Origin of the sequence: Ochrobactrum sp. EDr1-4 (assembly GCF_049199085.1) — a bacterium.
Classification (GTDB): Bacteria; Pseudomonadota; Alphaproteobacteria; order Rhizobiales; family Rhizobiaceae; genus Brucella.
Genome location: NZ_JBLZOF010000001.1, coordinates 755,288 through 777,120, shown reverse-complemented (window position 1 = coordinate 777,120; position 21,833 = coordinate 755,288). Strand labels below are relative to the sequence as shown.

Sequence of the window (21,833 nt, the reverse complement as noted above, 5' to 3'; positions counted from 1 at the left end):
CATTTTGCCGCCTATCTTTCAGGGCAGGCAGTGTTGTGTTGCGTGCAAGGTCTTTTGCTGCAACACTTCCACCAATCAGGAATACCTCGAATTTTCTTTATCCGTGCAGCTCTTTCAGTCGAACAGCAGTGCACGGTGGGATGGCAGTTACAGCTTTAAGGGGGTAACGTCTTGCTTGTTTCTCTGACTTCAATTGTTTTGATATTGATCGGCCTGGGGCTGGGTGCCGCGGGCATCTATCTCGTCACGCTGGGCGGCAGCTGGTTCTTCGTCATCGCTGCTATTGGCTTTTTGCTGACAGGCTTTTTCCTCTTCAAAAGAAGCGCAGTTGCGCTCTGGATTTACGCACTTGTCGTCCTTGGCTCACTTGGCTGGGCGGTCTCTGAAGTCGGTTTCGACTGGTGGGGACTGGGTTCGACAGGCGGCGTGATCGTGCTGCTTGGCCTGTGGCTGCTGACCCCATGGATCAGAAGGCCTCTCAATGGTGGTGGTTTACCATTGACCATTGCGACGCTCGCGGCGCTTGTGGTTGCGGGTTACTCCATGACGCAGGACCCGTGGAATATTGCGGGTGATCTGCCAACCGACAAGGTGGCAGCAACGCCTGATCTCGGTGGCAATGTTCCCGATGGCGAATGGCATCAATATGGCCGCACGCCTTATGGCCAGCGTTATTCGCCTCTGACCGGGATCACGCCGGAAAACGTCTCGAAATTGCAAGTCGCATGGCAATATCAGACCGGCGATGTGAAACAGCCGGAAGATGTGGGCGAAACGACCTATCAGGTCACGCCACTTAAAATTGGTGACTCGCTTTATCTTTGCACGCCGCACAATTGGGCCATTGCGCTCGATGCAGCAACGGGCAAGGAAAAGTGGAAGTTTGACCCGAAAGTCGGCTTCAATACGGATCGCCAGCACCAGACCTGCCGCGGTGTCAGCTATTGGAAAGACACAACTGCAACGGCTGGGGCCAAGTGTTCTGAACGCGTTTATCTGCCAACATCGGATGCACGTCTGATTGCACTTGATACCCAGACCGGCGAAATCTGCACCGATTTTGCCAATGGCGGCACGCTCGATCTCAGTCATGGCATGAAATACAACCCAGCTGGCTATTACTATTCGACTTCGCCGCCAGCCGTGGTGGGTGACAAGATCATCGTTGGCGGTGCGGTCAATGATAACTATTCGACCGAAGAACAGTCGGGCGTTATCCGCGCCTTTGATATTCGCACCGGCGATCTGCTGTGGAACTGGGATTCGGGCAATCCGGACGTCACGACGCCGTTGCCAGAAGGTGAACATTATACGACCAATTCGCCAAACAGCTGGTCGGTATCGAGTGTTGATGAAGGGCTTGGCCTGATTTTCATTCCGCTTGGCAATCAGGTGCCAGATCAGTTGGGCATGAACCGCAGCGATAATGTCGAAAAATATTCGTCGTCCATCGTTGCGCTGGATGTGAATACCGGACAGCCGAAATGGGTGCGCCAGACGGTGCATCACGATCTGTGGGATATGGACGTTCCAGCCCAGCCGGTTCTTCTGGACATCAATGGCGTGCCTGCGCTGGTTGGACCAACCAAGCAGGGCGATATTTATGTGCTTGATCGCCGCACGGGTGAGCCGATTATCCCGGTTCGTGAAATCCCTGCGCCGACGGGTGCGATCCCGGAAGATCACACATCGCCGACGCAGCCGATTTCTGATCTGACATTCAGTCCCGCACCACTGACTGAAAGCAGCATGTGGGGTGTGACCCTGTTTGATCAGCTGGCATGTCGTATTGCTTTCCGTAAGCACTTCTATGAGGGTCGTTACACGCCGCCTTCACTGAAAGGCACCATTGTCTATCCGGGCAATTTTGGTGTGTTCAACTGGGGCAGTGTGGCTGTTGATCCGGTGCGTCAGGTTATGTTCGGCATGCCGACCTATCTTGCTTTCACCTCGCAGCTTGTACCTCGTGCCGATATTCCGCCACGTGGTCAGGATGAAAAGGGCAGTGAGCAGGGTCTGAACCGCAATGACGGCGCACCTTATGGCGTGTTCATGGGCCCATTCGTTAGCCCGCTTGGCATTCCATGCCAGACACCGCCATGGGGCTTTGTGGCTGGTGTTGATCTGCGTACAGGCAAGATCGCATATAAGCATCGCAATGGCACTATTGAGGATATGGCACCTGTTCCGCTACCGCTCAAAGTTGGCGTTCCGGGCATTGGCGGGCCAATGATTACTGCTGGTGGCGTTGTGTTCCTTGGTGCAGCCGTGGATGATTATCTGCGCGCTTACGACCTCACCAATGGTAAGGTGCTTTGGCAAGCACGCCTGCCTGCGGGCGGTCAGTCTACACCCATGACCTATACGGTCGGTGATCAGCAATTCGTGCTGATGGTTGCCGGTGGTCATGGTTCGGTGGGCACCAAGCCCGGCGATTATGTGATCGCCTATACGCTGCCGAAATAGGGCGCATAAAAGTAAAAAAACGCCGGGAAATTCCCGGCGTTTTTATTATGTGGGTGTGTTAGATTTTGCCGTGCAGCAATTCGCCTTTGCGCGGTGCTGTATGATGAAGCTGCTCCGCATTGGTATTTGCAAGCTCATGTATGATCGGGCAATCCGGGCGATCATCGCCATGGCAATTATGCGCGAGATGGCGCAGCGTATCGGCCATGTTCTGCAACTGCTTCATCTTGGCTTCTAACTCTTCGACATGAACCAGCGCAACTTTCTTCACATCGGACGATGCGCGATTGCGGTCGCGCCAGAGTGCGAGCAATGCTTTGATTTGATCGACGGAAAAGCCAAGGTCGCGGCTTGAACGGATGAAGCGCAGCGTTTCGACATCTCTTTGCGTATAGACGCGATAGCCGGAACTGGTTCTGTCAGCAGCTTCGATAAGTTCGATGGTTTCATAATGGCGGATCATCTTCGCCGATATGCCCGATGCGGTCGCTGCCTGGCCGATATTCATCCCATTCCTCACAAACTAATAAGTCTGGCATATAGGAATGGTGGAACAGGTTTCAAAGAGGTTTTCGCCGGAAAACCCGGCGAAAACCGCAATTATTACGACAATCAGGCGGTGAAATCGCTCTGGGTGCCGTGTGCTTCAATTGCCTGCGCAAGGCGCTGAAGCGCATGGACATAAGCTGCCGAGCGAACGGTTACATTGTGTGCTTTGGCATGGTTCCAGATGGCGCGGCCTTCGCGTTCCATGATGGTCTTGAGACGCTCATGGATTTCTTCAAGCGTCCAGTAGTAGCCCTGACGATTCTGTACCCATTCGAAATAGGAAACAGTCACGCCGCCAGCATTAGCCAAAATGTCCGGAAGGACGATAACGCCGTTTTTCACGAGAATTTCGTCGGCTTCCGGTGTGATCGGACCATTTGCCAGCTCAACAATCAGCTTCGCTTTGACCGAAGCTGCATTGTCGGCATGGATCATGTTTTCCATAGCACTTGGTACAAGAACATCGCATTCGGCGGCAATCAGCTGATCCGGCGTAATGGCTTCATGGCCATTTTTGCCAGCGGTGGAAACTACTGACTTATTCGCATTCTTGGCTTCGAGAAGCGCATCAAGATCAAGTCCATCAGCGCAATAAACAGCGCCGGACGAATCCGATACGGCAACGATCTTATGGCCGTCGCTTGCCATCAGCTTTGCGATGAACTGACCGGCATTGCCGAAGCCCTGAACCGTGACGCGAAGCTGAGATGCCAGGCCAAGGTCTTCCGACAGGTGGCGCACGAGATAGAAGCCACCGCGTGCAGTCGCATCGTTACGGCCCAATGAACCGCCGAGTGCTAATGGCTTGCCAGTAATAACAGCAGGCGAAGACTGGCCAACGATCTGCGAATATTCGTCTGCCATCCAGCCCATGATCATGGAGTTGGTGTAAACGTCCGGTGCTGGGATATCGCGATCCGGGCCGATAATGCCGGAGAAAGCCTGAATATAAGCGCGCGAAAGGCGCTCAAGTTCAGCCTTCGAAAGCTGACGTGGGTCAACCTGAATGGCACCCTTGCCGCCGCCATAAGGCAGGTTCATGACCGCACATTTAAACGTCATCCAGAAAGCGAGTGTTTCGACTTCTTCAGCCGTTGCTTCCGGGTGATAGCGGATGCCGCCCTTGGTTGGTCCGCGCGTGTCGTCGTAACGGCAGCGCCATGCAAGAAAGGATTTACGCGAACCGTCATCCATGCGGATCATCAGTCGCACTTTCATGGTTTCGCGGGCGTATTTCAGTTTTTCGATAACATCCGGATCAATATTGATGTGGCTTGCGGCTTCATCAAGACGAACCAGTGCACTTTCAAGTAGATTTTCCCTAGTCACGAAATCACCTTTCTTGCGCTTAAGTGTTTTTAAATGCGATTTTGCGCAAGTCTGAGTACCTTTTCACGCAATAAAAGAAAAGAGAAAAGGACAATATTATTGTCCTATTTCCAAAAAATGTTTTGGATTTGTTCTAATATTACTTAATGCTAATATTATAAAGGCGGAGCTTATCATTGTTTCAGATAGCCGCGCTCAACGCCTTCCGCGATAATCCGCTGAGCAGCCTCCCAAAGCGTGTCGGATGCATGGGAGATTGGTGACTTCCGGTCAAGCACAACAGGCGCGGTCACGCCCGGCGTATGCCAGGTGCCACCGCTTGTGAAGAAGTTATGTAGGAGCGGTTGCAGTCGATCCATCGCGCGAGCAAACTGCGCTTCTGCCGTTTTGCGCGCCTCAAACTCATCCCAAAGAGCGCGGAACTCCAGCGCCTGATCATTGGGTAAAATGCCGAATATCCGGTTGGCTGCCTGTATTTCGCGCTCTTCCTGATCAACAATCCCGGCATCGTCATAGATGAAAGTGTCGCCAGCATCGATTTCCACGATATCATGAATGATCAGCATCTTGAGCACGCGCAACAGATCAACGCTCTCATTCGCATGTTCCTGCAAAACCATCGCCATCAGCACCAGTTCCCAGGTGTGTTCGGCATCGTTTTCGCGACGCGACCCATCCAGCAGCGGTGTCCGACGAATGACCTGCTTCAGCTTTTCGACTTCAAGAATAAACTGGAACTGCTGTCGCAATCTGGCGTTCGGAACAAGACTTGTGAAATCGCTTTCAGATAGGTTGAGTGGCTTAAGTGGCAGCGCGTCAGTCATTGGCAATCCGATCAAAGCGTTAGGCGTATAATGTCAAATTCATTCCATTACTGTCTGGCTATCGCGATAATAGCAACTCTCAAAAGGCGTCTGCGGGTATGTCGCGAAATGGTGGTAATGTCGTATTTATGACGTCTTATGACGCAAGTCTGCTTTCCATTCTCCGCTTGAACCAATACAAATATCGCCAGAGGTTTTTCATGCGCCACATGGGAGCGTGAACCGTAAGACTGGTGGTTTGTATATGTCCCGCTTTTCGTTAGCTTCTATCGTTGGCAACGCGCTATCCGGCAACAAGAACTGGAAGCCACAATGGCCCAATGCAGAGCCTAAGGCCGAATATGATGTGATCATCGTCGGCGCTGGTGGTCATGGTCTGGGTGCTGCCTATTATCTGGCCAAAGAACATGGCATTACCAATGTCGCAGTCATCGAAAAAGGCTGGCTTGGCGGCGGCAATACGGGACGCAACACCACCATTATCCGCTCCAATTATCTCTATGATGAGAGCGCGCATCTCTACGAACATTCGATGAAGCTTTGGGAAGGTTTGAGCCAGGACCTCAACTACAATGTTATGTTCTCGCAGCGCGGCGTAATGATGCTGGCGCATACGGTGCATGATGTGCAGAGCTTCAAGCGTCATATTCATGCCAATCGCCTCAATGGCATCGACAATGAATGGCTGACGAAAGAGCAGGCGAAGGAATATTGCCCGCCGCTCGATATTTCCCCCACTGCCCGCTATCCAGTTGTTGGCGCTACGTTGCAGCGGCGCGGTGGCGTGGCTCGTCACGATGCGGTTGCGTGGGGTTATGCGCGCGGCGCGACTGAGCGTGGCGTGGATATTATTCAGAACTGTCCGGTGACGGGTATCCGTCGCGATGCATCGGGCCGTGTAACGGGTGTTGAAACACCACGCGGCTTTATCAAAGCCAAGAAAGTTGCAGTGTCGGCTGCGGGCAGCACGTCGATTGTTATGGATATGGCTGGTGTGCGGATGCCACTGGAAAGCTTCCCGCTTCAGGCGCTGGTGTCTGAACCGGTGAAGCCGATTGTTCCATGCGTTATCATGTCGAACAGCGTTCATGCTTATATCAGCCAGTCGGACAAGGGCGAGCTGGTCATTGGTTCGGGTACTGATCAGTACACGTCTTACAGCCAGCGCGGTGGTCTGCCGCTGATTGAACACACACTGGCGGCGATTTGCGAAATCTTCCCGATTTTCACGCGTATGCGTATGTTGCGTAAATGGGGCGGTATTGTTGATGTCACGCCTGATCGTTCGCCGATCATCGGCAAGACGCCGGTGCCGGGTCTTTATGTCAATTGCGGCTGGGGTACGGGCGGCTTTAAGGCAACGCCGGGTTCGGCCAATGTGTTTGCGCATACCATCGCACGAGATGAGCCGCATTGGATCAACGCGCCGTTCACGTTGGAACGTTTCGCGACTGGTCGTTTGATCGACGAAGCGGCTGCCGCCGCAGTTGCTCACTAAGGAATAGGGGAACACAAAATGCTTTTAATCCGTTGCCCTTATTGCGAGATGGAACGCCCGGAACTGGAATTCGCCTATGTAGGCGAAGCGCATATTGCGCGTCCTGCCGATCCATCCCAGCTTTCTGATGAAGAATGGCGCGATTTCCTGTTCACACGCTCAAATCCACGCGGCAAGCATTTTGAACGCTGGCGGCATATCAATGGCTGCGGTCGCTTCTTCAATGCGGTGCGCGACACGGTAAGCGACAAGTTTGTCACCACCTACAAGGCCGGTGAGCCTCGTCCTGCTTTGGCAGAAACTCCGGCTGCGGAGATAAAATAATGACCGATATGCGTTTGAATAATAAAGGCCGTGTCAACAAGGCCAAGTCCGTGCGGTTCAGCTTTAACGGCAAGACCTATTCCGGTTTTGAAGGTGACACGCTGGCATCCGCACTGCTTGCCAATGGCGAACATCTGGCCGGTCGTTCGTTTAAATATCACCGCCCGCGCGGCATTCTGTCGGCAGGTTCCGAAGAGCCAAACGCGCTGATGGGCGTTTCTCGCGGACCGGGCCGCTACGAGCCGAACACTCGCGCAACGGTGCTGGAACTCTACGACGGTCTTAAGGCTGAGAGCCAAAACCATTGGCCATCGCTGAAGCATGATGTCGGCGCGATCAATGATGCGTTTTACATGTTCTTCTCGGCAGGCTTTTACTACAAGACCTTCATGTGGCCGAAGAGCTTCTGGAACAAGGTCTATGAGCCTTTCATCCGTGGTGCCGCCGGTCTTGGAAAATCGCCGTCTGAACCGGACCCAGACACCTATGCCAGCCGCTATGCTTTCTGCGATGTGCTGATTGCCGGTGGTGGACCTGCCGGTCTGGCAGCAGCGTTAGAAGCTGCTAAGAGTGGCGCAAAAGTTATCCTCGTTGATGAGCAGTCCGAATTTGGCGGCTCGCTTCTGTCGGAACCAGAGCCGGTCATCAATGGTCGCGCAAGCTGGGATTGGCTGGACGAGACCATCGCTGCACTCAAAGCCAATCCGAATGTCACGCTTTTGCCGCGCACCACAGCCATTGGCTATTACCATCAGAACATGGTCGGGCTTTGTGAGCGCCTGACCGATCATCAGGCTAAGCCTGACACCAATGCGCCGCGCGAACGCATGTGGCGTGTGCGTGCTAAGCAAGTGGTGCTGGCGCAGGGTGCAATCGAAAAGCCGCTGGTCTTTGCAGGCAATGACCGTCCCGGCGTGATGCTGGCATCGAGCGCACGCACCTATCTCAATCGCTATGGCGTTAAGGTCGGCAATCAGGCTGTCGTCGTCACCTCGCATGACAGCGCTTGGCTTACCGCTTTTGATCTCGCAGTCGCTGGCGTCAAAGTTCCAGCCATTATCGATGTGCGTTCACACGTTGCCGACAGCCTTATCAACCGCGCCAAAATGCTTGGTATTGAAACGCTCACTGGCTGGACTGTGACGGACACAGGCGGACGCCATCGTGTGTCGTCGGTCCGCGCTAATCCGGTTTCTAACGGCTCGGTCGGTGCTGCGCGCACGATTGCCTGCGATGTGTTGCTGATGTCGGGTGGCTGGAATCCGAGCGTGCATCTTTTCTCGCACACAAAGGGCTCGCTGGTTTGGGACGAGACCCGCCAGATTTATCTGCCGGGCGAACGCACTGAAGAAAGCCGCTGTGCTGGTGCGGGCAATGGCAATTCCGATTTGCAGGCTGCCTTGCGTGAGGGTGCTCAAGCGGGAGCTGCTGCGGCCTCTGATGCCGGTCACAAGGCCAAGGCGTCGGAATATGCCGTAGCTGGCGATTTTGTCTGCGATGGTGTCAGTGTTCGTGAACTGCCAACGGATCGCGATCCGGGCAAGGCCAAGGCTTTTGTCGATTTCCAGAACGATGTGACCGCTAAGGATATTCGTCTGGCCGTGCGCGAAGGCTTCCATTCCATCGAGCACGTCAAGCGCTATACCACCAACGGCATGGCGACAGATCAGGGCAAGACGTCCAACATCAACGGTCTGGCGGTTGCAGCCGATGCTCTCAAGCGCCCAACGCCGCAAGTCGGTCTCACGACCTTCCGCCCGCCTTATACGCCGACGACCTTTGGTTCCTTCTGCGGTTATAATCGCGGCAAACTGTTTGATGTCACGCGCAAGACGCCCATTGATAGCTGGGCTGAACAGCATGGCGCTGCTTTCGAGCCGGTCTCGCTGTGGCGTCGCGCATGGTACTTTCCAAAAACTGGCGAAGACATGCATCAGGCCGTGACGCGTGAATGCAAGGCAACCCGTCAGTCGCTCGGCATGTTCGACGCATCAACGCTCGGCAAGATCGAAGTGGTTGGCCCGGATGCTGCGGAATTCATGAACCGCATGTACACCAACCCATGGACAAAGCTTGGTGTCGGGCGCTGCCGTTATGGCTTGCTGCTTGGCGAAGATGGTTTCATCCGCGATGACGGTGTTGTTGGTCGTCTGACGCAGGATCGTTTCCATGTGACGACCACAACCGGCGGTGCCGCGCGTGTGTTGAACATGATGGAAGATTATCTCCAGACCGAATGGCCTGACCTGAAAGTCTCGCTCACCTCGACCACTGAGCAGTGGGCAGTGGTCGCAATCAATGGCCCGAATGCGCGTAAGCTCATCGAGCCAATGGTTGAAGGTCTGGATATTTCCGATGAAGCCTTCCCGCATATGTCGGTCGCGGAATGTAAATTCCTGGGCGTGCCTTCGCGTTTGTTCCGTATGAGCTTCACGGGCGAGCTGGGCTATGAAATCAACGTACCCGCCCGTTATGGTCTGTCGCTCTGGAAGGCGCTTTACGAGGCCGGTCAGCAATATGACATTACGCCTTATGGCACCGAAACCATGCACGTTTTGCGCGCGGAAAAAGGCTATATTATTGTCGGTCAGGATACGGACGGCACGATCACGCCAGATGATGCAAGCCTAGGCTGGGCCGTCGGCAAGCAGAAGCTGGACTTTGTCGGCAAGCGTTCGCTGACGCGCCCGGACATGCTGAAATCGGATCGCAAGCATCTGGTTGGTCTGTTAACCAACGATCCGAAGCTGGTGCTGGAAGAGGGCGCGCAGATCGTTGCCGATCCGAAACAGGCTGTGCCAATGACCATGCTTGGTCATGTTACGTCTTCTTATTGGAGCGAGGCGCTTGGCCGGTCGATTGCAATGGCGGTTGTGTCGGGCGGCAAGGATCGGATGGGTGAAACGCTTTATATGCCGATGCCGGATGGCAGTGTGCATGAAGCGATCGTGTCGGGCATGGTCTTCTATGACCCTGAAGGTAAGAAACTGAACGGATAAGGATTGAACCATGCTTGTTGAGACAAAACCTTATTCGAACCGCAAGGTCGTCATTTCCGGCCGTGTGGAAATCCACGCGGCAGAAGATGCCGCTCGCTTTGTCCTGCGCATTGCACCTGCAAAGCTCGCGCAAGCTGAAAAGGCGCTCGGTGCAAAAATCCCGACGAAAATCGGTGATCTGATCCGCACGGATGATACTGCCGTTGCCTGCCTTGGCCCGGATGAATGGTATATCTGGGCTGATGAAAGCAAGGGCGTAGCGATCACGCAGGCTTTTGCCAAGCTCTATGAGACAGAGGTTCATAGCCTGACGGAAGTCAGTCACCGCGAAACCGGGATCGATATTTCCGGTCCTCAAGCGGAGTGGCTGCTTAATGCAGCATCGCCGCTCAATCTTTCTGAGATGCAGCATCCGGGTGCTACGCGCACCATCTTTGATCATGCCCAGATCATATTGTTGAAATGGGACGCTGATCATTACCGCATCGAAGTGTGGAACTCGTTCGCTGACCACGTGTGGACATTGCTGGAGCAGGTTAGCAACGAAGTTTGATCGTCAGCCTATTTCCTTACAAAACGCCGCCCCACCGGGCGGCGTTTTTGTATTGAGCGCATCCCGAAAAGTGTGAAACGGTTTTCGGAAAAAGATGCGCGTCAAAATAAGAGGTCAGAGCGCCGATCTGATTCAATCAGATCGAAATGCGCTCTAAGAGACCAATTTCAGCCTTGCCTTCTATAAATCCATATGTGAAGACTATATTCACATAAGAAATTCATGAGGAGGGAATTTCCCGATGTCGGAAAGCGAACTGCCGCTGAGCGGGCTTGTCGTTGTCGATATGAGCCAGTTTTTGTCGGGGCCTTATTGCTCGTTGCGTTTGATGGATCTGGGCGCACGCGTCATCAAGATTGAACGGCCCGATGGTGGCGATCTCTCGCGCAGGCTTTATCTGAGCGATACGGAAATCGGTGGCGATTCCACGATTTTTCATGCCATCAATCGTGGCAAAGACAGCCTCGCGATTGACCTCAAAAATCCCGACGATCTGGCGGCGTTGAAGAAGCTTCTCACGCAGGCCGATGTGGTCATCCAGAATTTCCGGCCCGGTGTCATCAAGCGTCTTGGCCTTGATTATGAAGCCGTTCAGCAGATCAATCCGCGTCTCGTCTATGCATCGATCAGTGGTTATGGCGAAGAAGGGCCATGGGTCGGGCGTCCGGGGCAGGATCTGCTTGCACAGGCGCGCTCTGGCCTGATGTGGCTCAATGGTGATGAAGGGCAGGGGCCGGTGCCATTCGGTCTGGCGGTTGCGGATATGCTGGCAGGCGCTGCGGCAGCGCAGGGCATTCTCGCAGCACTGGTTCGCCGTGGCATCACCAACAAAGGCTCGCATGTCGAAACCAGCCTTCTTGAAGCGCTGGTCGATTTCCAATTTGAAGTGCTGACCACGCATCTAAATGATGGTCGCCGCCTACCAAAACGGTCAGATTTCCGCAGTGCCCATGCCTATCTTGCAGCACCTTATGGTGTTTATCCGGCAGCGGACGGTTATCTGGCTATCGCCATGATGCCGATTGCGAAACTCGCACCACTGCTTGCAACTGATACACTTTCGCCTTTCATTGAGGATGCAAAACTCGCCTTTGCCAAGCGCGATGAAATCAAGCGGCTGATCGCTGATTGTATTGCCACGAAGACTGTCGATGAATGGCTCTCCATTCTGGAACCAGCTGATATCTGGTGTGCCCGCGTTCTCAATTGGGAAGAACTGCTCGCAAGCGAAGGTTTCTCAACCCTCGACATGCTCCAGACGGTAACGCGTGAAGATGATGTTTCCATCACCACCACACGTTCCCCACTGCGCATCAACGGACAGCGCCCGAAAGTGGCACGTGCCGCACCACGCATTGGCGAGAACAGCAAAGCAATCCGTGAGGAGTTCGGTCTATGAGCACGATCAAGCTTAAAGGCATGACCTGGAGCCACCCGCGCGGCTATGATCCGATGGTTGCGGGGGCCGAACAATGGCTTACGGACAAGGGCGTCGAGATCGAATGGGAAAAGCGGTCGCTCCAGGATTTCGAGACCTTTCCGGTTGAGGAATTGGCACGCAATTTCGATATGATCGTGATCGACCATCCGCATGTCGGCCAGATCACCAAGGAAAGTTGCCTTGTGCCGCTTGATGTGCCGGGGCGTGAAGCGGAACTCAAAGAGCTGGCCGATGGCTCTGTGGGCCGGTCGTTCCCAAGCTATAACTGGCAGGGGCGGCAATGGGCGTTTCCGTTGGATGCTGCAACACAGGTTCAGGCATGGCGTCCTGACCTGATGGACAAGCCAGCCACTTCATGGGGCGAGGTGCTGCGTCTGGCACGCGCCGGGAAAGTTCTGCTGCCACTGCGTTCACCGCATTCGCTGATGTGTTTTTATACACTCGTTGCCAATGCCGGAACGCCTTGCGCGGTTGAAGGCGAGCTGATCTCGGTTGAAGATGGTGCCAAAGCTTTTGAGCAGTTGCGCGAAATTGCGTCGCTGGTGAAGCCGGAATGTTTCGGCATGGACCCAATTGCAGTGTTTGAGGAAATGGCAAAGCCTGATTCCGACATTGCGTGTTCCCCGCTTATCTATGGCTATGTGAATTATGCAATGCCAGGTTTTCGTGAACGTCTGATCCGCTTTGCGGATATTCCAGCGGGTGCGGCGGGCGTTGCTGGCTCTGCTCTGGGCGGTACTGGCATTGCGGTGTCAGCCTTCAGCAAGCATCCCGAAGCAGCAATCGACTTCGCTTATTGGATTGCCAGCGGTGATGTGCAGCAGGGGCTCTATGCGGCTTCTAACGGCCAGCCCGGACATGCGGATGCATGGGAAGATGATGTTGTGAATAAAGCGACGTCCGATTTTTATCGCGATACGCGCGCGACGCTGGAAGGTGCATGGGTGCGTCCGCGTCACGATGGCTACATGCCATTTCAGGAAGCTGCTTCCGAACGGATCAACAGGGCCTTGCTTGACAAGGAGAAGGCGGAAGTCGTCGTCGCCGATCTCAATCGGCTTTTCCGCGAAAGCTTCTGATCAATAATGCTCGGCTGGCGGTTTACCGCCAGCCTGATCAAATTTACAGTTTCCAGAGACGCGTTGCATTCTCACAGAGAAGCAACGCTTTTTCGTCTTCGCTGCATCCTTCAAGAAGCGCATGGGTTGTCGCCACCCATGTCGAAAGCCCGGCATCAACATTGCTTGCTAGTGTGCAGACCGGCCAGTCGCTGCCCCAGACAATCCGCTCCCAGCCAAATGAAGCGATCACATGCTCGACATAGGGGCGCAGCGTGTCGACGGTCCAGCTTTCAGAATCGGCATAGGCGACAACGCCAGAGATTTTAGCGACCACATTGTCGCGTTGCGCAATCTCGGTGATGCCCTTCTTCCAGACTTCCAGCGCACCCGATTTGATGTCCGGAACGCCGCAATGATCGAGCACGAATTGCAGGTCTGGAGCGAGGTCTGCAAGTGCCAGCACTTTGTCGATCTGGTGTGGGAGTGTGCAGAGATCAAAGGTCAGGCCAGTGCCTGCAAGTCGTTTGATATTTTCGCGAAACAATGCACCTTCAGACAGATCGTCCGGCACAACATGCAACACGCGGCGAAAACCTTTGATGAAAGGATTGCTGCGGCTCTGTTCCAAGTACGCGGCAAAGTCCGGTTCTTCCGGGCGGCAGGATGCAATTGCACCTTTAATGAAGCCGCCATTGGTGATTGAAATATTCTGAACATGATCAGTTTCGGCCTGAATATTATCCGCCGCAACGTCCACTTCCATATGCAATGCGGCTTTGATCCCGCAACGTTCCGCCTGCTGCCTGTAGGTTTGAAAAAGGAAGTCGCGGTTGAGCGTTGGAACGTCGCCAAGCCATGGATAATTGAGCGCACTTTTGTCGATCAGGTGCAGATGGGTATCGATAATCATAGAAAACTCTCCTCCAATGTCATTCTTTCAAAAACGAAGAGAGTTTTCAAATAAGAATTATCAATCTCGATTATTCTGTTGTTCCGATGTCTGAACCAACGAGTTTGGACAGTTCTTTGACGGTCTTTTGCAGGAGATTGATCGTCTGTGTGATGTCAGGTGCGGATGCGGAGTTCACGAGCGTGACATAAGGACAGGTGAGGGCTGCAATGCATGTGCCGTCCGGTCCCAGAATCGGTGCGGACAGATTGTAAACTCCAGCCACCTGCGCACTGGGCATCATTTCATAGCCGCGTTCGCGAATCTGATCGAGGCGCTCGTAGAAGCTTTCATCGAGCTGTGCGCTTTCGCTGCCTTTCACATATTCGGCAATCATCATTTTGCGTTCTTCCGGTGAGCGGAATGCCAGCAAAGTGTGACCCGAGCCGGTGTCAAACAGACTGATATGAGAGCCAACACGGATCGAAATTCCCCAGTAATCCGGCGCCTCCTGCTGCGCGATCACGACAACTGAGCCGCGATCAAATACGGCCAGTTGGTTGGCCTGTTTCGAGCGGTCGGCAAGCTCGCGCATAAAGGGCGTGGCGAACGATGCTAGCCTGCGCACGGGCGCATGCAGATGCGCAAGACCAAACAGCTTGAGCGTGAGCGAATAGCGGTCGCCTTCAAGCTTGGTCACATAACCACGCTTCACCAGGCGGTCGAGCATACGGTAAAATTCATTCGGGCTACGGTCGAGATATTTAGCAATCTCGGCCTGGCTCAATCCACCATCGACGCTGGCCAGTAATTCAAGAATATCCAGCCCTTTGTCCAGTGCGGGTGCGCGGTAGCGATCGTCTGTTTCCAAGTCTCTTCCCCTCATGAATGGCTTGCTTCATATACGAATATCTTGCGCGATGAAAGATAGGATTACATCGAAAGCGCCTTGACCGGCTGTGAATATTATGTTTGCATATAAATACACAATTTACAATTGGGTGTGGACACGGGAGATGTCCGTCATGAGGAGGAAAGCATGAGGAATTTTACGACATCCGTGCTGGCAGGTTCTGTTCTGCTTGCGTTGGGTATGGTTTCTGCGGGGGCAGCTGACCTTCCGGGCAAATTTGAAGGCGTTACCATCAACGCCAAGCTGATCGGCGGTCAGCAATACGAAGCGCTTTATTCGCGCATTGCGGAATGGGAAAAGGCGACTGGTGCTAAGGTCAATATCCTGTCCAAGAAGAATCACTTCGAGCTGGATAAGGAAATCAAATCCGACATCGCTTCGCGTTCGATCAATTGGTGTGTTGGTTCCAATCACTCGTCTTTCGCGCCACAATATCCTGATCTCTATGCCGATCTGAACGCTCTGGTTCCGAAAGAAGAAATCGAAGGCTTTGTGCCATCGGTGATCAAGGCTTCGACGCTCAACGACAAGCTGATCATGCTGCCGCGCGCGCAATATGACGTGTCGGCGCTCTACTATCAGAAGAGCCTCTATGAGGACGACGCCAAGAAGACAGAATTCAAGGCAAAATACGGCTACGATCTCGCACCGCCTAAGACATGGAAAGAAGTTTCCGATCAGGCTGTGTTCTTTGCTGATCCGCCAAATTTCTACGGCACGCAGTTTGCAGGCAAGGAAGAAGCCATCAATGGCCGCTTCTATGAAATGCTGGTCGCTGAAGGCGGCGAATATCTCGACAAAGACGGCAAGCCAGCTTTTAATTCGGAAGCCGGTGCGCGTGCGCTTGATTGGTTCGTAAACGTCTACAAGGCGAAGGCCGTTCCTGCTGGCACCACCAACTATCTCTGGGATGAACTCGGCGCAGGTTTCGCGTCCGGCACCATCGCCCTCAATCTGGATTGGCCGGGCTGGGCGACTTATTTCAACGATCCAAAGTCGTCAAAGGTCGCTGGTAATGTCGGTGTGACTGTTGCACCGGAAGGCTCTTCCGGCAAACGCACTGGCTGGTCTGGTCATCACGGCTTCTCGGTTACAGAATCCTGCGACAACAAAGATGCTGCCGCATCGCTTGTCTGGTTCCTGACCAATGAAGATTCACAGAAGCAAGAATCGTCGGCTGGCACATTGCCTACCCGCACAGCTGTCTGGGATTACGTTATCGAACAGGCTGCGTCTGATCCATATAAGAAGGAAGTTCTTCAGGTGTTCCAGGAAACGGCAAAGACCGCTTTCCCGGTTCCGCAGACGCCATCATGGATCGAGATTTCCAACGCTGTTTATCCTGAGCTTCAGGCTGCAATTCTTGGCGACAAGACCTCGCAGCAGGCTCTTGACGATGCAGCCAAGAAGGCAACGCAGATCCTTGAGGACGCTGGCGAACTCTGATTTCGCCTTGTGATTTTAAACCTGTGACTTCATGGTCCGCTCTTAACGGGCGGGCCATTTCAAGTGCATCCCAAAAAGCGCGTAGCGGTTTTCGGATAGGATGCGCGTGTGCCTTGATGCGCTTACAATCGCTTCGGAAGAACAATGTTTAAACGAATTTCCCCGCCGGTTCTGCTTTTGCTTCCGGCCTTCATCATTCTCGCAGCGGTGGTTCTGTTTCCCCTTGCGCTTTCGCTTTATTCAAGCTTCACGCCGTTCCGGCTGACGCGTCCCGACAGCTTGTTCACCTTTATCGGCTTGCGCAATTATGAGCGCATCATGACCGACTGGGTGTTCTGGGCTGCATTCATTCGCACGGTGATCTTCCTCACCATTGCGCTTAATCTGGAAATGCTGCTCGGCCTTGGGCTGGCGCTGCTCATCAACAAAGCCACGCATGGCCAGCGCGTTTTGCGCACGCTGATGATGTTCCCGATGATGTTTTCGCCGGTTCTGGTCGGCTTCCAGTTCAAGTTCATGTTCAACGACAATATTGGTCTAGTGAACAATGCGCTGCAATCGCTTGGCATTACCAGTCAGGCTATTCCGTGGCTGATCGACGGCAATCTGGCACTGTTTGCTATTCTGATGGCAGAAGTCTGGATGTCGACCTCGGTATTCGCGATTCTCATTCTGGGCGGTCTTCTGTCCATGCCGCAAGACCCGGTGGAAGCAGCCCGCGTTGACGGCTGCACGCCATGGCAGACATTCCGCTATGTGATCTGGCCTTATCTGATGCCTTTTGCCTTCATAGCGATGACTATTCGTTCGCTTGATGTGGCACGCGCTTATGACATCGTGAAGATCATGACCGATGGTGGACCGGCACGGCGAACCGAGCTGATCTGGACACTGGTTGGACGCACCGCCTATTCGGATGCGCAAATGGGACTGGCCAATGCCATGGCCTATGTCGCGATCCTGCTTTCGATCATCTTCACCGTAATGTTCTTCCGCAAGCTTGCTGCCGCACGCGCGCAAATCGGAGCGGAGTGGTAATCATGGCTCACAAGACACTCAGTAACCAACAGCATCGCCTGCTGCGCCGCGTTAAGAAAGTCGCCTATCTCATCGGCCTGTTCTTAGCGATGACAATCATCTGCTTGCCGGGTCTGTGGATCGTGCTGTCCTCACTGCGACCGCCGGTCGAAATCATGGCAAAGCCGCCGGTTTGGATTCCGCAGGAAATCACGCTTGATGCTTATTATGCGATGTTTTCGGGTGCAGGCGGCGGCGGCATTCCAGTTTGGGATTATTTCCGAAACTCGCTGATTATTTCGGTCACATCCACCATTATCGCGCTGGTTGTCGGCATTTCGGGTGGCTATGCCTTTGCGCGCTTCCGCTTCTGGGGCAAGTCAACGACATTCTTAGGTCTCATGCTGACGCGCTCGGTGCCGGGCATTGCGTTGTCGCTACCGCTCTTCATGCTCTATTCGCGCATCGGCATCATCGACACGCATTTTGGTCTCATCGTCACCTACGTGGCGCTCAATGTGCCGTTTACGATCTGGCTGATCGATGGCTTTTTCCGTCAGGTGCCGAAGGATCTGGCGGAAGCAGCCCAGATTGACGGCTGCACGCGCTGGCAGGCCTTTTGGCAGGTGGAGTTTCCGCTGGCTGGTCCCGGCATTGCCACCGCAGGCATCTTCGCCTTCCTCACCTCATGGAACGAATATGCGCTGGCTTCCCAGCTTACCCGCTCGGTCAATTCCAAGACCCTTCCTGTCGGTCTTCTCGATTACACCGCTGAATTCACCATCGACTGGCGTGGCATGTGCGCGCTGGCGGTTGTGATGATTATTCCGGCGCTGACCCTCACATTCATCGTTCAGAAGCACCTTGTTGCTGGTCTGACGTTCGGCGCGGTTAAAGGTTGATATAAAATGGCTCAGCTTTCCATTAAAAATCTCGTTAAGCGTTATGGCACTGTCGAAGTGGTGCATGGCATTAATCTCGAAATCGCCGACAAGGAATTTGTAGCGCTTGTTGGCCCGTCGGGCTGTGGCAAGTCCACGACGCTGCGCATGATCGCAGGTCTTGAGAGCATCTCGGATGGTGCGCTCGAAATCGGCGGCAAGGTGGTCAATGATCTGCCGCCGCGTGATCGCAACATCTCCATGGTGTTCCAGTCCTATGCGCTTTATCCGCATATGTCGGTGCGCGAAAACATGGGTTTCTCGCTGAAAATAGCAAAGCAGCCGCAGACGGAAATTGACCGTCGCGTCAATGAAGCATCAGCCATTCTTGGGCTTGAAGCGCTGATGGAACGCCGTCCGGCACAGCTTTCGGGCGGTCAGCGTCAGCGCGTTGCCATGGGCCGCGCCATCGTGCGCAATCCGGAAGTGTTTTTGTTCGACGAACCGCTTTCTAACCTCGATGCGAAGCTGCGCACGCAGATGCGCACCGAGATCAAGAAGCTTCACGCCAAAGTGCAGTCGACAGTCGTTTATGTGACGCATGATCAGGTCGAAGCCATGACGCTGGCTGACCGTATCGTCATCATGCGTGATGGTCATATTGAGCAGGTCGGCACGCCGGACGAAGTGTTTAAGCGCCCGGATACGCAGTTTGTTGCGGGCTTTATCGGCTCACCACCGATGAATATGGCGGAAGCAACCGTGCAGGGTTCGGAACTGGTCTTTGCCAATGGTCAGCGTCTGCCGGTACCTGCACAGTTCAAGGCAAAGGTTACCGAAGGCGCTAAGGTCACATTCGGCCTACGCCCGGATGATCTTTTCCCGAAAGGTCATGGCCTTTATTCGGGTGATGCCGTGCATGAAACGGATCTCACCGTTTCCATCACCGAACCGCTCGGCAACGAAACGCTGGTCTTTGCTGAATTTGCAGGCAAGGAATGGGTTGCGCGCATGTTGAACCCGCGCAATTTGCATCCGGGCGAGGTTATTCCGATGCAGTTTGATCTGTCGCAGGCGCATCTGTTTGATGCGGCGAGCGGCAAGAGCTTGGCGGTTTAAACATGGCACGGATTGAAAAAGTTGAACTGCGCATGGTTGACCTTCCGCCGAAGGTCAAACGCACCGATGCGATCCAGAGCTTTGTCAGTCAGGAAACGCCGATTGTTACTATCACTGATAGTGATGGTGCGGTCGGTACGGGCTACAGCTACACCATTGGCACCGGCGGCTCATCCGTCATGCGGTTGTTGAGCGATCATCTGGTTCCGCTTATCTTGAATGAAGACGCTGATCGCATCGAAGCGATCTGGCGTAAGCTCGAATTTGCGACCCATGCCACAACCATTGGCGCAATAACGGCTTTGGCTCTCGCCGCCGTTGATACCGCCCTTTGGGATTTGCGTGCGAAAAAGCAGAACCTGCCGCTGTGGAAGCTTGCAGGCGGTGCCAAGGATCGTTGTCCGCTTTACACGACCGAAGGCGGCTGGCTGCATATCGAAAAAGAAGCGCTGGTCGAGGATGCTTTGCAAGCCAAAGCCAAGGGGTTTTCCGGCTCTAAGGTGAAGATCGGCAAGCCACATGGTTCGGAAGACTATGCGCGTCTTTCGGCGGTGCGTGCAGCTGTAGGCGATGGCTTTGAAATCATGACCGACTGCAATCAGGGCTTTAGCGTGGATGAAGCGATCCGTCGTGCCGAGCGCCTGAAAGAGCTTGATCTGGCATGGATTGAAGAGCCGCTTCCGGCGGATGATCTTGATGGTCATATCCGCCTGACCCGTTCCACCCCGACACCGATTGCGGTTGGTGAATCGATCTATTCCATTCGTCATTTCCGCGAATATATGCAGAAGGGCGCTTGCTCCATCGTGCAGGTGGATGTGGCGCGTATTGGCGGCATCACGCCTTGGCTGAAGGTTGCGCACACCGCAGAAGCCTTCGATATTCCGGTTTGCCCGCACTTCCTGATGGAACTGCATGTCAGCCTCACCTGTGCCGTGCAGAACGGGCGCTATGTCGAATATATTCCGCAGCTTGATGACCTGACCACCAAGGGCATGGAAATTCGTGATGGCCACGCCATTGCACCTTCCGAGCCGGGCATTGGCATTTCGTGGGATTGGGATGCCGTGCGTGCGCGCTCGGTTTCTGAATTCACCCGCGAGATCGTGAGATCATAATGGCTGAAAGAATGGGCATGGTGATCGGGCTGAAGCCTGAGAGGATCGCAGAATATAAAAAGCTGCACGCGAGCGTGTGGCCGGAAATTCTCTCACTCATTACCGACTGCAACATCACCAATTACACGATCTTTTTCAAAGAGCCTGAAAACCTGTTGTTTGGCACATGGGACTATGTCGGCACCGACTTTGAAGCCGACATGAAGAAGATGGCCGATAATCCGAAAAATCAGGAATGGTGGTCAGTCTGTATGCCATGCCAGAAGCCGCTTGAAACCCGAAAAGAGGGTGAATGGTGGGCGATGATGGAGGAGGTTTTCCATCATGACTGAAGCGTTTGATCCGAAAGCCCTGCGCCAATGGTGGCCGAAGCCGAGCTTACCGAAACCAATCGTGATTTTCGGCGCGGGCAGCATTGTCGGCGACGCGCATTTGCCAGCCTATAAGCAGGGCGGTTTTCCGGTTGCTGGCATTTTCGACCCAAATTTTGATAAGGTCAAAGAACTCGCCGACAAATGGGGCGTGAAGGCTTTTGCAAGTCTTGAGGAAGCAATTGCGGTTGAAGACGCGATCTTCGATCTGGCAACGCCGCCTTCCGCTCATGCTTCGATCCTCGCGCAATTGCCAGAAGGCGCGGCTGTTCTGATCCAGAAGCCGATGGGCAGCGATCTTGAGCGAGCTACGGAAATTCTGAAAGTTTGCCGCGCGCGTAATCTGAAAGCTGCGGTGAATTTCCAGCTGCGTTTCGCGCCGATGATGCTCGCTCTTTACGACGCCGTAGATAAGGGCTTGCTCGGCGAAGTGGTGGATTTCGACGCATGGCTGGCGCTTGCGACCCCTTGGGGTCTGTGGCCGTTCCTCAAAGGTCTGCCACGTATCGAGATAGCAATGCATTCGATCCATTATCTGGATTTCGTACGCGGTTTGCTTGGTAATCCGCAAGGTGTTCATGCCAAGACCATCGGGCATCCGAACCACGAGGTCGCCCAGACCCGCACCGCTGCAATTCTTGATTATGGCAACCGCGTGCGCTGTGCGCTGTCGATCAATCACGACCATGATTTTGGCCGTAAGTTTCAGGCTTGCGAATTCCGTATCTGCGGCACCGAGGGCGCTGCTTACGTGAAACTCGGCGTCAATCTTGACTATCCGCGTGGTGAACCGGACGAGCTCTGGATCAAGCCAAAGGGCGGAGGCGATTGGGTGCAGGTCGCACTTCAAGGCGCATGGTTTCCGGACGCATTCTTAAACCGCATGGCGCAGTTGCAGCGTTTCGCCACTGGTGAAGATGCAGAACTGATCGGCTCGGTCGAAGATGCATGGCACACGATGGCACTGGTCGAAGCCGCTTATCAGTCAAGCGCTGCGCCCGCCACGACGCTTGCTGCAAAACCGGAGTTTTGATC

General features: G+C 54.2%; 19 protein-coding genes. 14 read left to right on the top strand and 5 right to left on the bottom strand.

Going from position 1 to position 21,833, the window contains the following annotated elements:
- Positions 1–171 precede the first annotated feature (171 nt).
- Positions 172–2,466 carry a glucose/quinate/shikimate family membrane-bound PQQ-dependent dehydrogenase gene (locus ACOZHT_RS03920; RefSeq protein ID WP_339509381.1) on the top strand — a complete coding sequence of 765 codons (2,295 nt, stop codon included), beginning with the start codon at positions 172–174 and terminating at the stop codon, positions 2,464–2,466.
- A 58-nt stretch (positions 2,467–2,524) separates the two neighbouring features.
- Here the strand turns inward: ACOZHT_RS03920 and cueR are convergent, their stop codons facing one another.
- From cueR to ACOZHT_RS03905, 3 genes are all read right to left on the bottom strand, one after another.
- Positions 2,525–2,974, bottom strand: coding sequence for a Cu(I)-responsive transcriptional regulator (gene cueR / locus ACOZHT_RS03915; protein WP_421565339.1), 450 nt, complete (start codon positions 2,972–2,974; stop codon positions 2,525–2,527).
- A gap of 104 nt (positions 2,975–3,078) precedes the next feature.
- Positions 3,079–4,344, bottom strand: coding sequence for a Glu/Leu/Phe/Val dehydrogenase (locus ACOZHT_RS03910; protein WP_339509383.1), 1,266 nt, complete (start codon positions 4,342–4,344; stop codon positions 3,079–3,081).
- Positions 4,345–4,517: 173 nt separating this feature from the next.
- The gene (locus ACOZHT_RS03905) at positions 4,518–5,168 is read right to left on the bottom strand and encodes an HD domain-containing protein (RefSeq protein ID WP_339509384.1); all 651 of its coding nucleotides are present in this window, start codon (positions 5,166–5,168) and stop codon (positions 4,518–4,520) included.
- 244 nt (positions 5,169–5,412) lie between these two features.
- Here ACOZHT_RS03905 and ACOZHT_RS03900 point away from each other — a divergent pair, with 244 nt between their 5' ends.
- From ACOZHT_RS03900 to ACOZHT_RS03875, 6 genes are all read left to right on the top strand, one after another.
- Positions 5,413–6,666, top strand: a complete 1,254-nt coding sequence (locus ACOZHT_RS03900) for a sarcosine oxidase subunit beta family protein (protein ID WP_310012373.1) — start codon at positions 5,413–5,415, stop codon at positions 6,664–6,666.
- Positions 6,667–6,684: 18 nt separating this feature from the next.
- A complete protein-coding gene (locus ACOZHT_RS03895; RefSeq protein ID WP_421565338.1) occupies positions 6,685–6,990 on the top strand; it encodes a sarcosine oxidase subunit delta in 306 nt (101 codons plus the stop codon).
- On the top strand, positions 6,990–9,989 hold the full coding sequence (locus ACOZHT_RS03890) for a sarcosine oxidase subunit alpha (RefSeq protein WP_421565337.1): 3,000 nt from the start codon (positions 6,990–6,992) through the stop codon (positions 9,987–9,989). Before ACOZHT_RS03895 ends, ACOZHT_RS03890 begins: the two co-directional genes overlap by 1 nt.
- A 10-nt stretch (positions 9,990–9,999) precedes the next feature.
- Positions 10,000–10,542: a sarcosine oxidase subunit gamma gene (locus tag ACOZHT_RS03885; protein WP_339509387.1), complete on the top strand. Its 543-nt coding sequence runs from the start codon at positions 10,000–10,002 to the stop codon at positions 10,540–10,542.
- Between the two features lie 241 nt (positions 10,543–10,783).
- Positions 10,784–11,941: a CaiB/BaiF CoA-transferase family protein gene (locus ACOZHT_RS03880; RefSeq protein ID WP_339509388.1), complete on the top strand. Its 1,158-nt coding sequence runs from the start codon at positions 10,784–10,786 to the stop codon at positions 11,939–11,941.
- Positions 11,938–13,062: an extracellular solute-binding protein gene (locus ACOZHT_RS03875; RefSeq protein WP_339509389.1), complete on the top strand. Its 1,125-nt coding sequence runs from the start codon at positions 11,938–11,940 to the stop codon at positions 13,060–13,062. Before ACOZHT_RS03880 ends, ACOZHT_RS03875 begins: the two co-directional genes overlap by 4 nt.
- A gap of 43 nt (positions 13,063–13,105) precedes the next feature.
- On the opposite strand, the gene ACOZHT_RS03870 is transcribed toward ACOZHT_RS03875, so the two are convergent.
- Positions 13,106–13,954: an amidohydrolase family protein gene (locus tag ACOZHT_RS03870; RefSeq protein ID WP_421565336.1), complete on the bottom strand. Its 849-nt coding sequence runs from the start codon at positions 13,952–13,954 to the stop codon at positions 13,106–13,108.
- Positions 13,955–14,024: 70 nt separating this feature from the next.
- Entirely contained in the window at positions 14,025–14,819 is a 795-nt protein-coding gene (locus ACOZHT_RS03865; RefSeq protein ID WP_250039054.1) for an IclR family transcriptional regulator, read from the bottom strand.
- Positions 14,820–14,972: 153 nt separating this feature from the next.
- Between ACOZHT_RS03865 and ACOZHT_RS03860 the strand changes: the two genes are divergently transcribed.
- The 7 genes from ACOZHT_RS03860 (at position 14,973) to ACOZHT_RS03830 (ending at position 21,831) form a co-directional block, all read left to right on the top strand.
- A complete protein-coding gene (locus ACOZHT_RS03860; RefSeq protein WP_339509391.1) occupies positions 14,973–16,292 on the top strand; it encodes a sugar ABC transporter substrate-binding protein in 1,320 nt (439 codons plus the stop codon).
- 144 nt (positions 16,293–16,436) lie between these two features.
- A complete protein-coding gene (locus tag ACOZHT_RS03855; protein WP_339509392.1) occupies positions 16,437–17,330 on the top strand; it encodes a sugar ABC transporter permease in 894 nt (297 codons plus the stop codon).
- A gap of 2 nt (positions 17,331–17,332) precedes the next feature.
- Positions 17,333–18,211 carry a carbohydrate ABC transporter permease gene (locus ACOZHT_RS03850; RefSeq protein WP_421565335.1) on the top strand — a complete coding sequence of 293 codons (879 nt, stop codon included), beginning with the start codon at positions 17,333–17,335 and terminating at the stop codon, positions 18,209–18,211.
- A 6-nt stretch (positions 18,212–18,217) separates the two neighbouring features.
- Positions 18,218–19,309, top strand: coding sequence for a sn-glycerol-3-phosphate ABC transporter ATP-binding protein UgpC (locus ACOZHT_RS03845; RefSeq protein WP_339509394.1), 1,092 nt, complete (start codon positions 18,218–18,220; stop codon positions 19,307–19,309).
- Between the two features lie 2 nt (positions 19,310–19,311).
- Positions 19,312–20,427 (top strand): mandelate racemase/muconate lactonizing enzyme family protein, encoded by a 1,116-nt coding sequence (locus ACOZHT_RS03840; RefSeq protein WP_421565334.1) that lies wholly within the window; start codon positions 19,312–19,314, stop codon positions 20,425–20,427.
- Entirely contained in the window at positions 20,427–20,759 is a 333-nt protein-coding gene (locus ACOZHT_RS03835; protein WP_339509396.1) for an L-rhamnose mutarotase, read from the top strand. Before ACOZHT_RS03840 ends, ACOZHT_RS03835 begins: the two co-directional genes overlap by 1 nt.
- The gene (locus ACOZHT_RS03830) at positions 20,752–21,831 is read left to right on the top strand and encodes a Gfo/Idh/MocA family oxidoreductase (RefSeq protein WP_339509397.1); all 1,080 of its coding nucleotides are present in this window, start codon (positions 20,752–20,754) and stop codon (positions 21,829–21,831) included. The genes ACOZHT_RS03835 and ACOZHT_RS03830 overlap by 8 nt, the downstream gene beginning before the upstream one ends.
- The last annotated feature ends 2 nt before the right edge of the window (positions 21,832–21,833 follow it).

Excerpts from the sequence above, each read along its gene's own strand:
- cueR (WP_421565339.1), bottom strand. The coding sequence starts at position 2,974 with ATGAATATCGGCCAGGCAGCGACCGCATCGGGCATATCGGCGAAGATG.
- ACOZHT_RS03830 (WP_339509397.1), top strand. The coding sequence starts at position 20,752 with ATGACTGAAGCGTTTGATCCGAAAGCCCTGCGCCAATGGTGGCCGAAG.
- ACOZHT_RS03905 (WP_339509384.1), bottom strand. The coding sequence starts at position 5,168 with ATGACTGACGCGCTGCCACTTAAGCCACTCAACCTATCTGAAAGCGAT.
- ACOZHT_RS03885 (WP_339509387.1), top strand. The coding sequence starts at position 10,000 with ATGCTTGTTGAGACAAAACCTTATTCGAACCGCAAGGTCGTCATTTCC.
- ACOZHT_RS03850 (WP_421565335.1), top strand. The coding sequence starts at position 17,333 with ATGGCTCACAAGACACTCAGTAACCAACAGCATCGCCTGCTGCGCCGC.
- ACOZHT_RS03845 (WP_339509394.1), top strand. The coding sequence starts at position 18,218 with ATGGCTCAGCTTTCCATTAAAAATCTCGTTAAGCGTTATGGCACTGTC.
- ACOZHT_RS03855 (WP_339509392.1), top strand. The coding sequence starts at position 16,437 with ATGTTTAAACGAATTTCCCCGCCGGTTCTGCTTTTGCTTCCGGCCTTC.
- ACOZHT_RS03870 (WP_421565336.1), bottom strand. The coding sequence starts at position 13,954 with ATGATTATCGATACCCATCTGCACCTGATCGACAAAAGTGCGCTCAAT.
- ACOZHT_RS03835 (WP_339509396.1), top strand. The coding sequence starts at position 20,427 with ATGGCTGAAAGAATGGGCATGGTGATCGGGCTGAAGCCTGAGAGGATC.
- ACOZHT_RS03895 (WP_421565338.1), top strand. The coding sequence starts at position 6,685 with ATGCTTTTAATCCGTTGCCCTTATTGCGAGATGGAACGCCCGGAACTG.
- ACOZHT_RS03865 (WP_250039054.1), bottom strand. The coding sequence starts at position 14,819 with ATGAGGGGAAGAGACTTGGAAACAGACGATCGCTACCGCGCACCCGCA.
- ACOZHT_RS03880 (WP_339509388.1), top strand. The coding sequence starts at position 10,784 with ATGTCGGAAAGCGAACTGCCGCTGAGCGGGCTTGTCGTTGTCGATATG.
- ACOZHT_RS03900 (WP_310012373.1), top strand. The coding sequence starts at position 5,413 with ATGTCCCGCTTTTCGTTAGCTTCTATCGTTGGCAACGCGCTATCCGGC.
- ACOZHT_RS03840 (WP_421565334.1), top strand. The coding sequence starts at position 19,312 with ATGGCACGGATTGAAAAAGTTGAACTGCGCATGGTTGACCTTCCGCCG.
- ACOZHT_RS03875 (WP_339509389.1), top strand. The coding sequence starts at position 11,938 with ATGAGCACGATCAAGCTTAAAGGCATGACCTGGAGCCACCCGCGCGGC.
- ACOZHT_RS03860 (WP_339509391.1), top strand. The coding sequence starts at position 14,973 with ATGAGGAATTTTACGACATCCGTGCTGGCAGGTTCTGTTCTGCTTGCG.
- ACOZHT_RS03890 (WP_421565337.1), top strand. The coding sequence starts at position 6,990 with ATGACCGATATGCGTTTGAATAATAAAGGCCGTGTCAACAAGGCCAAG.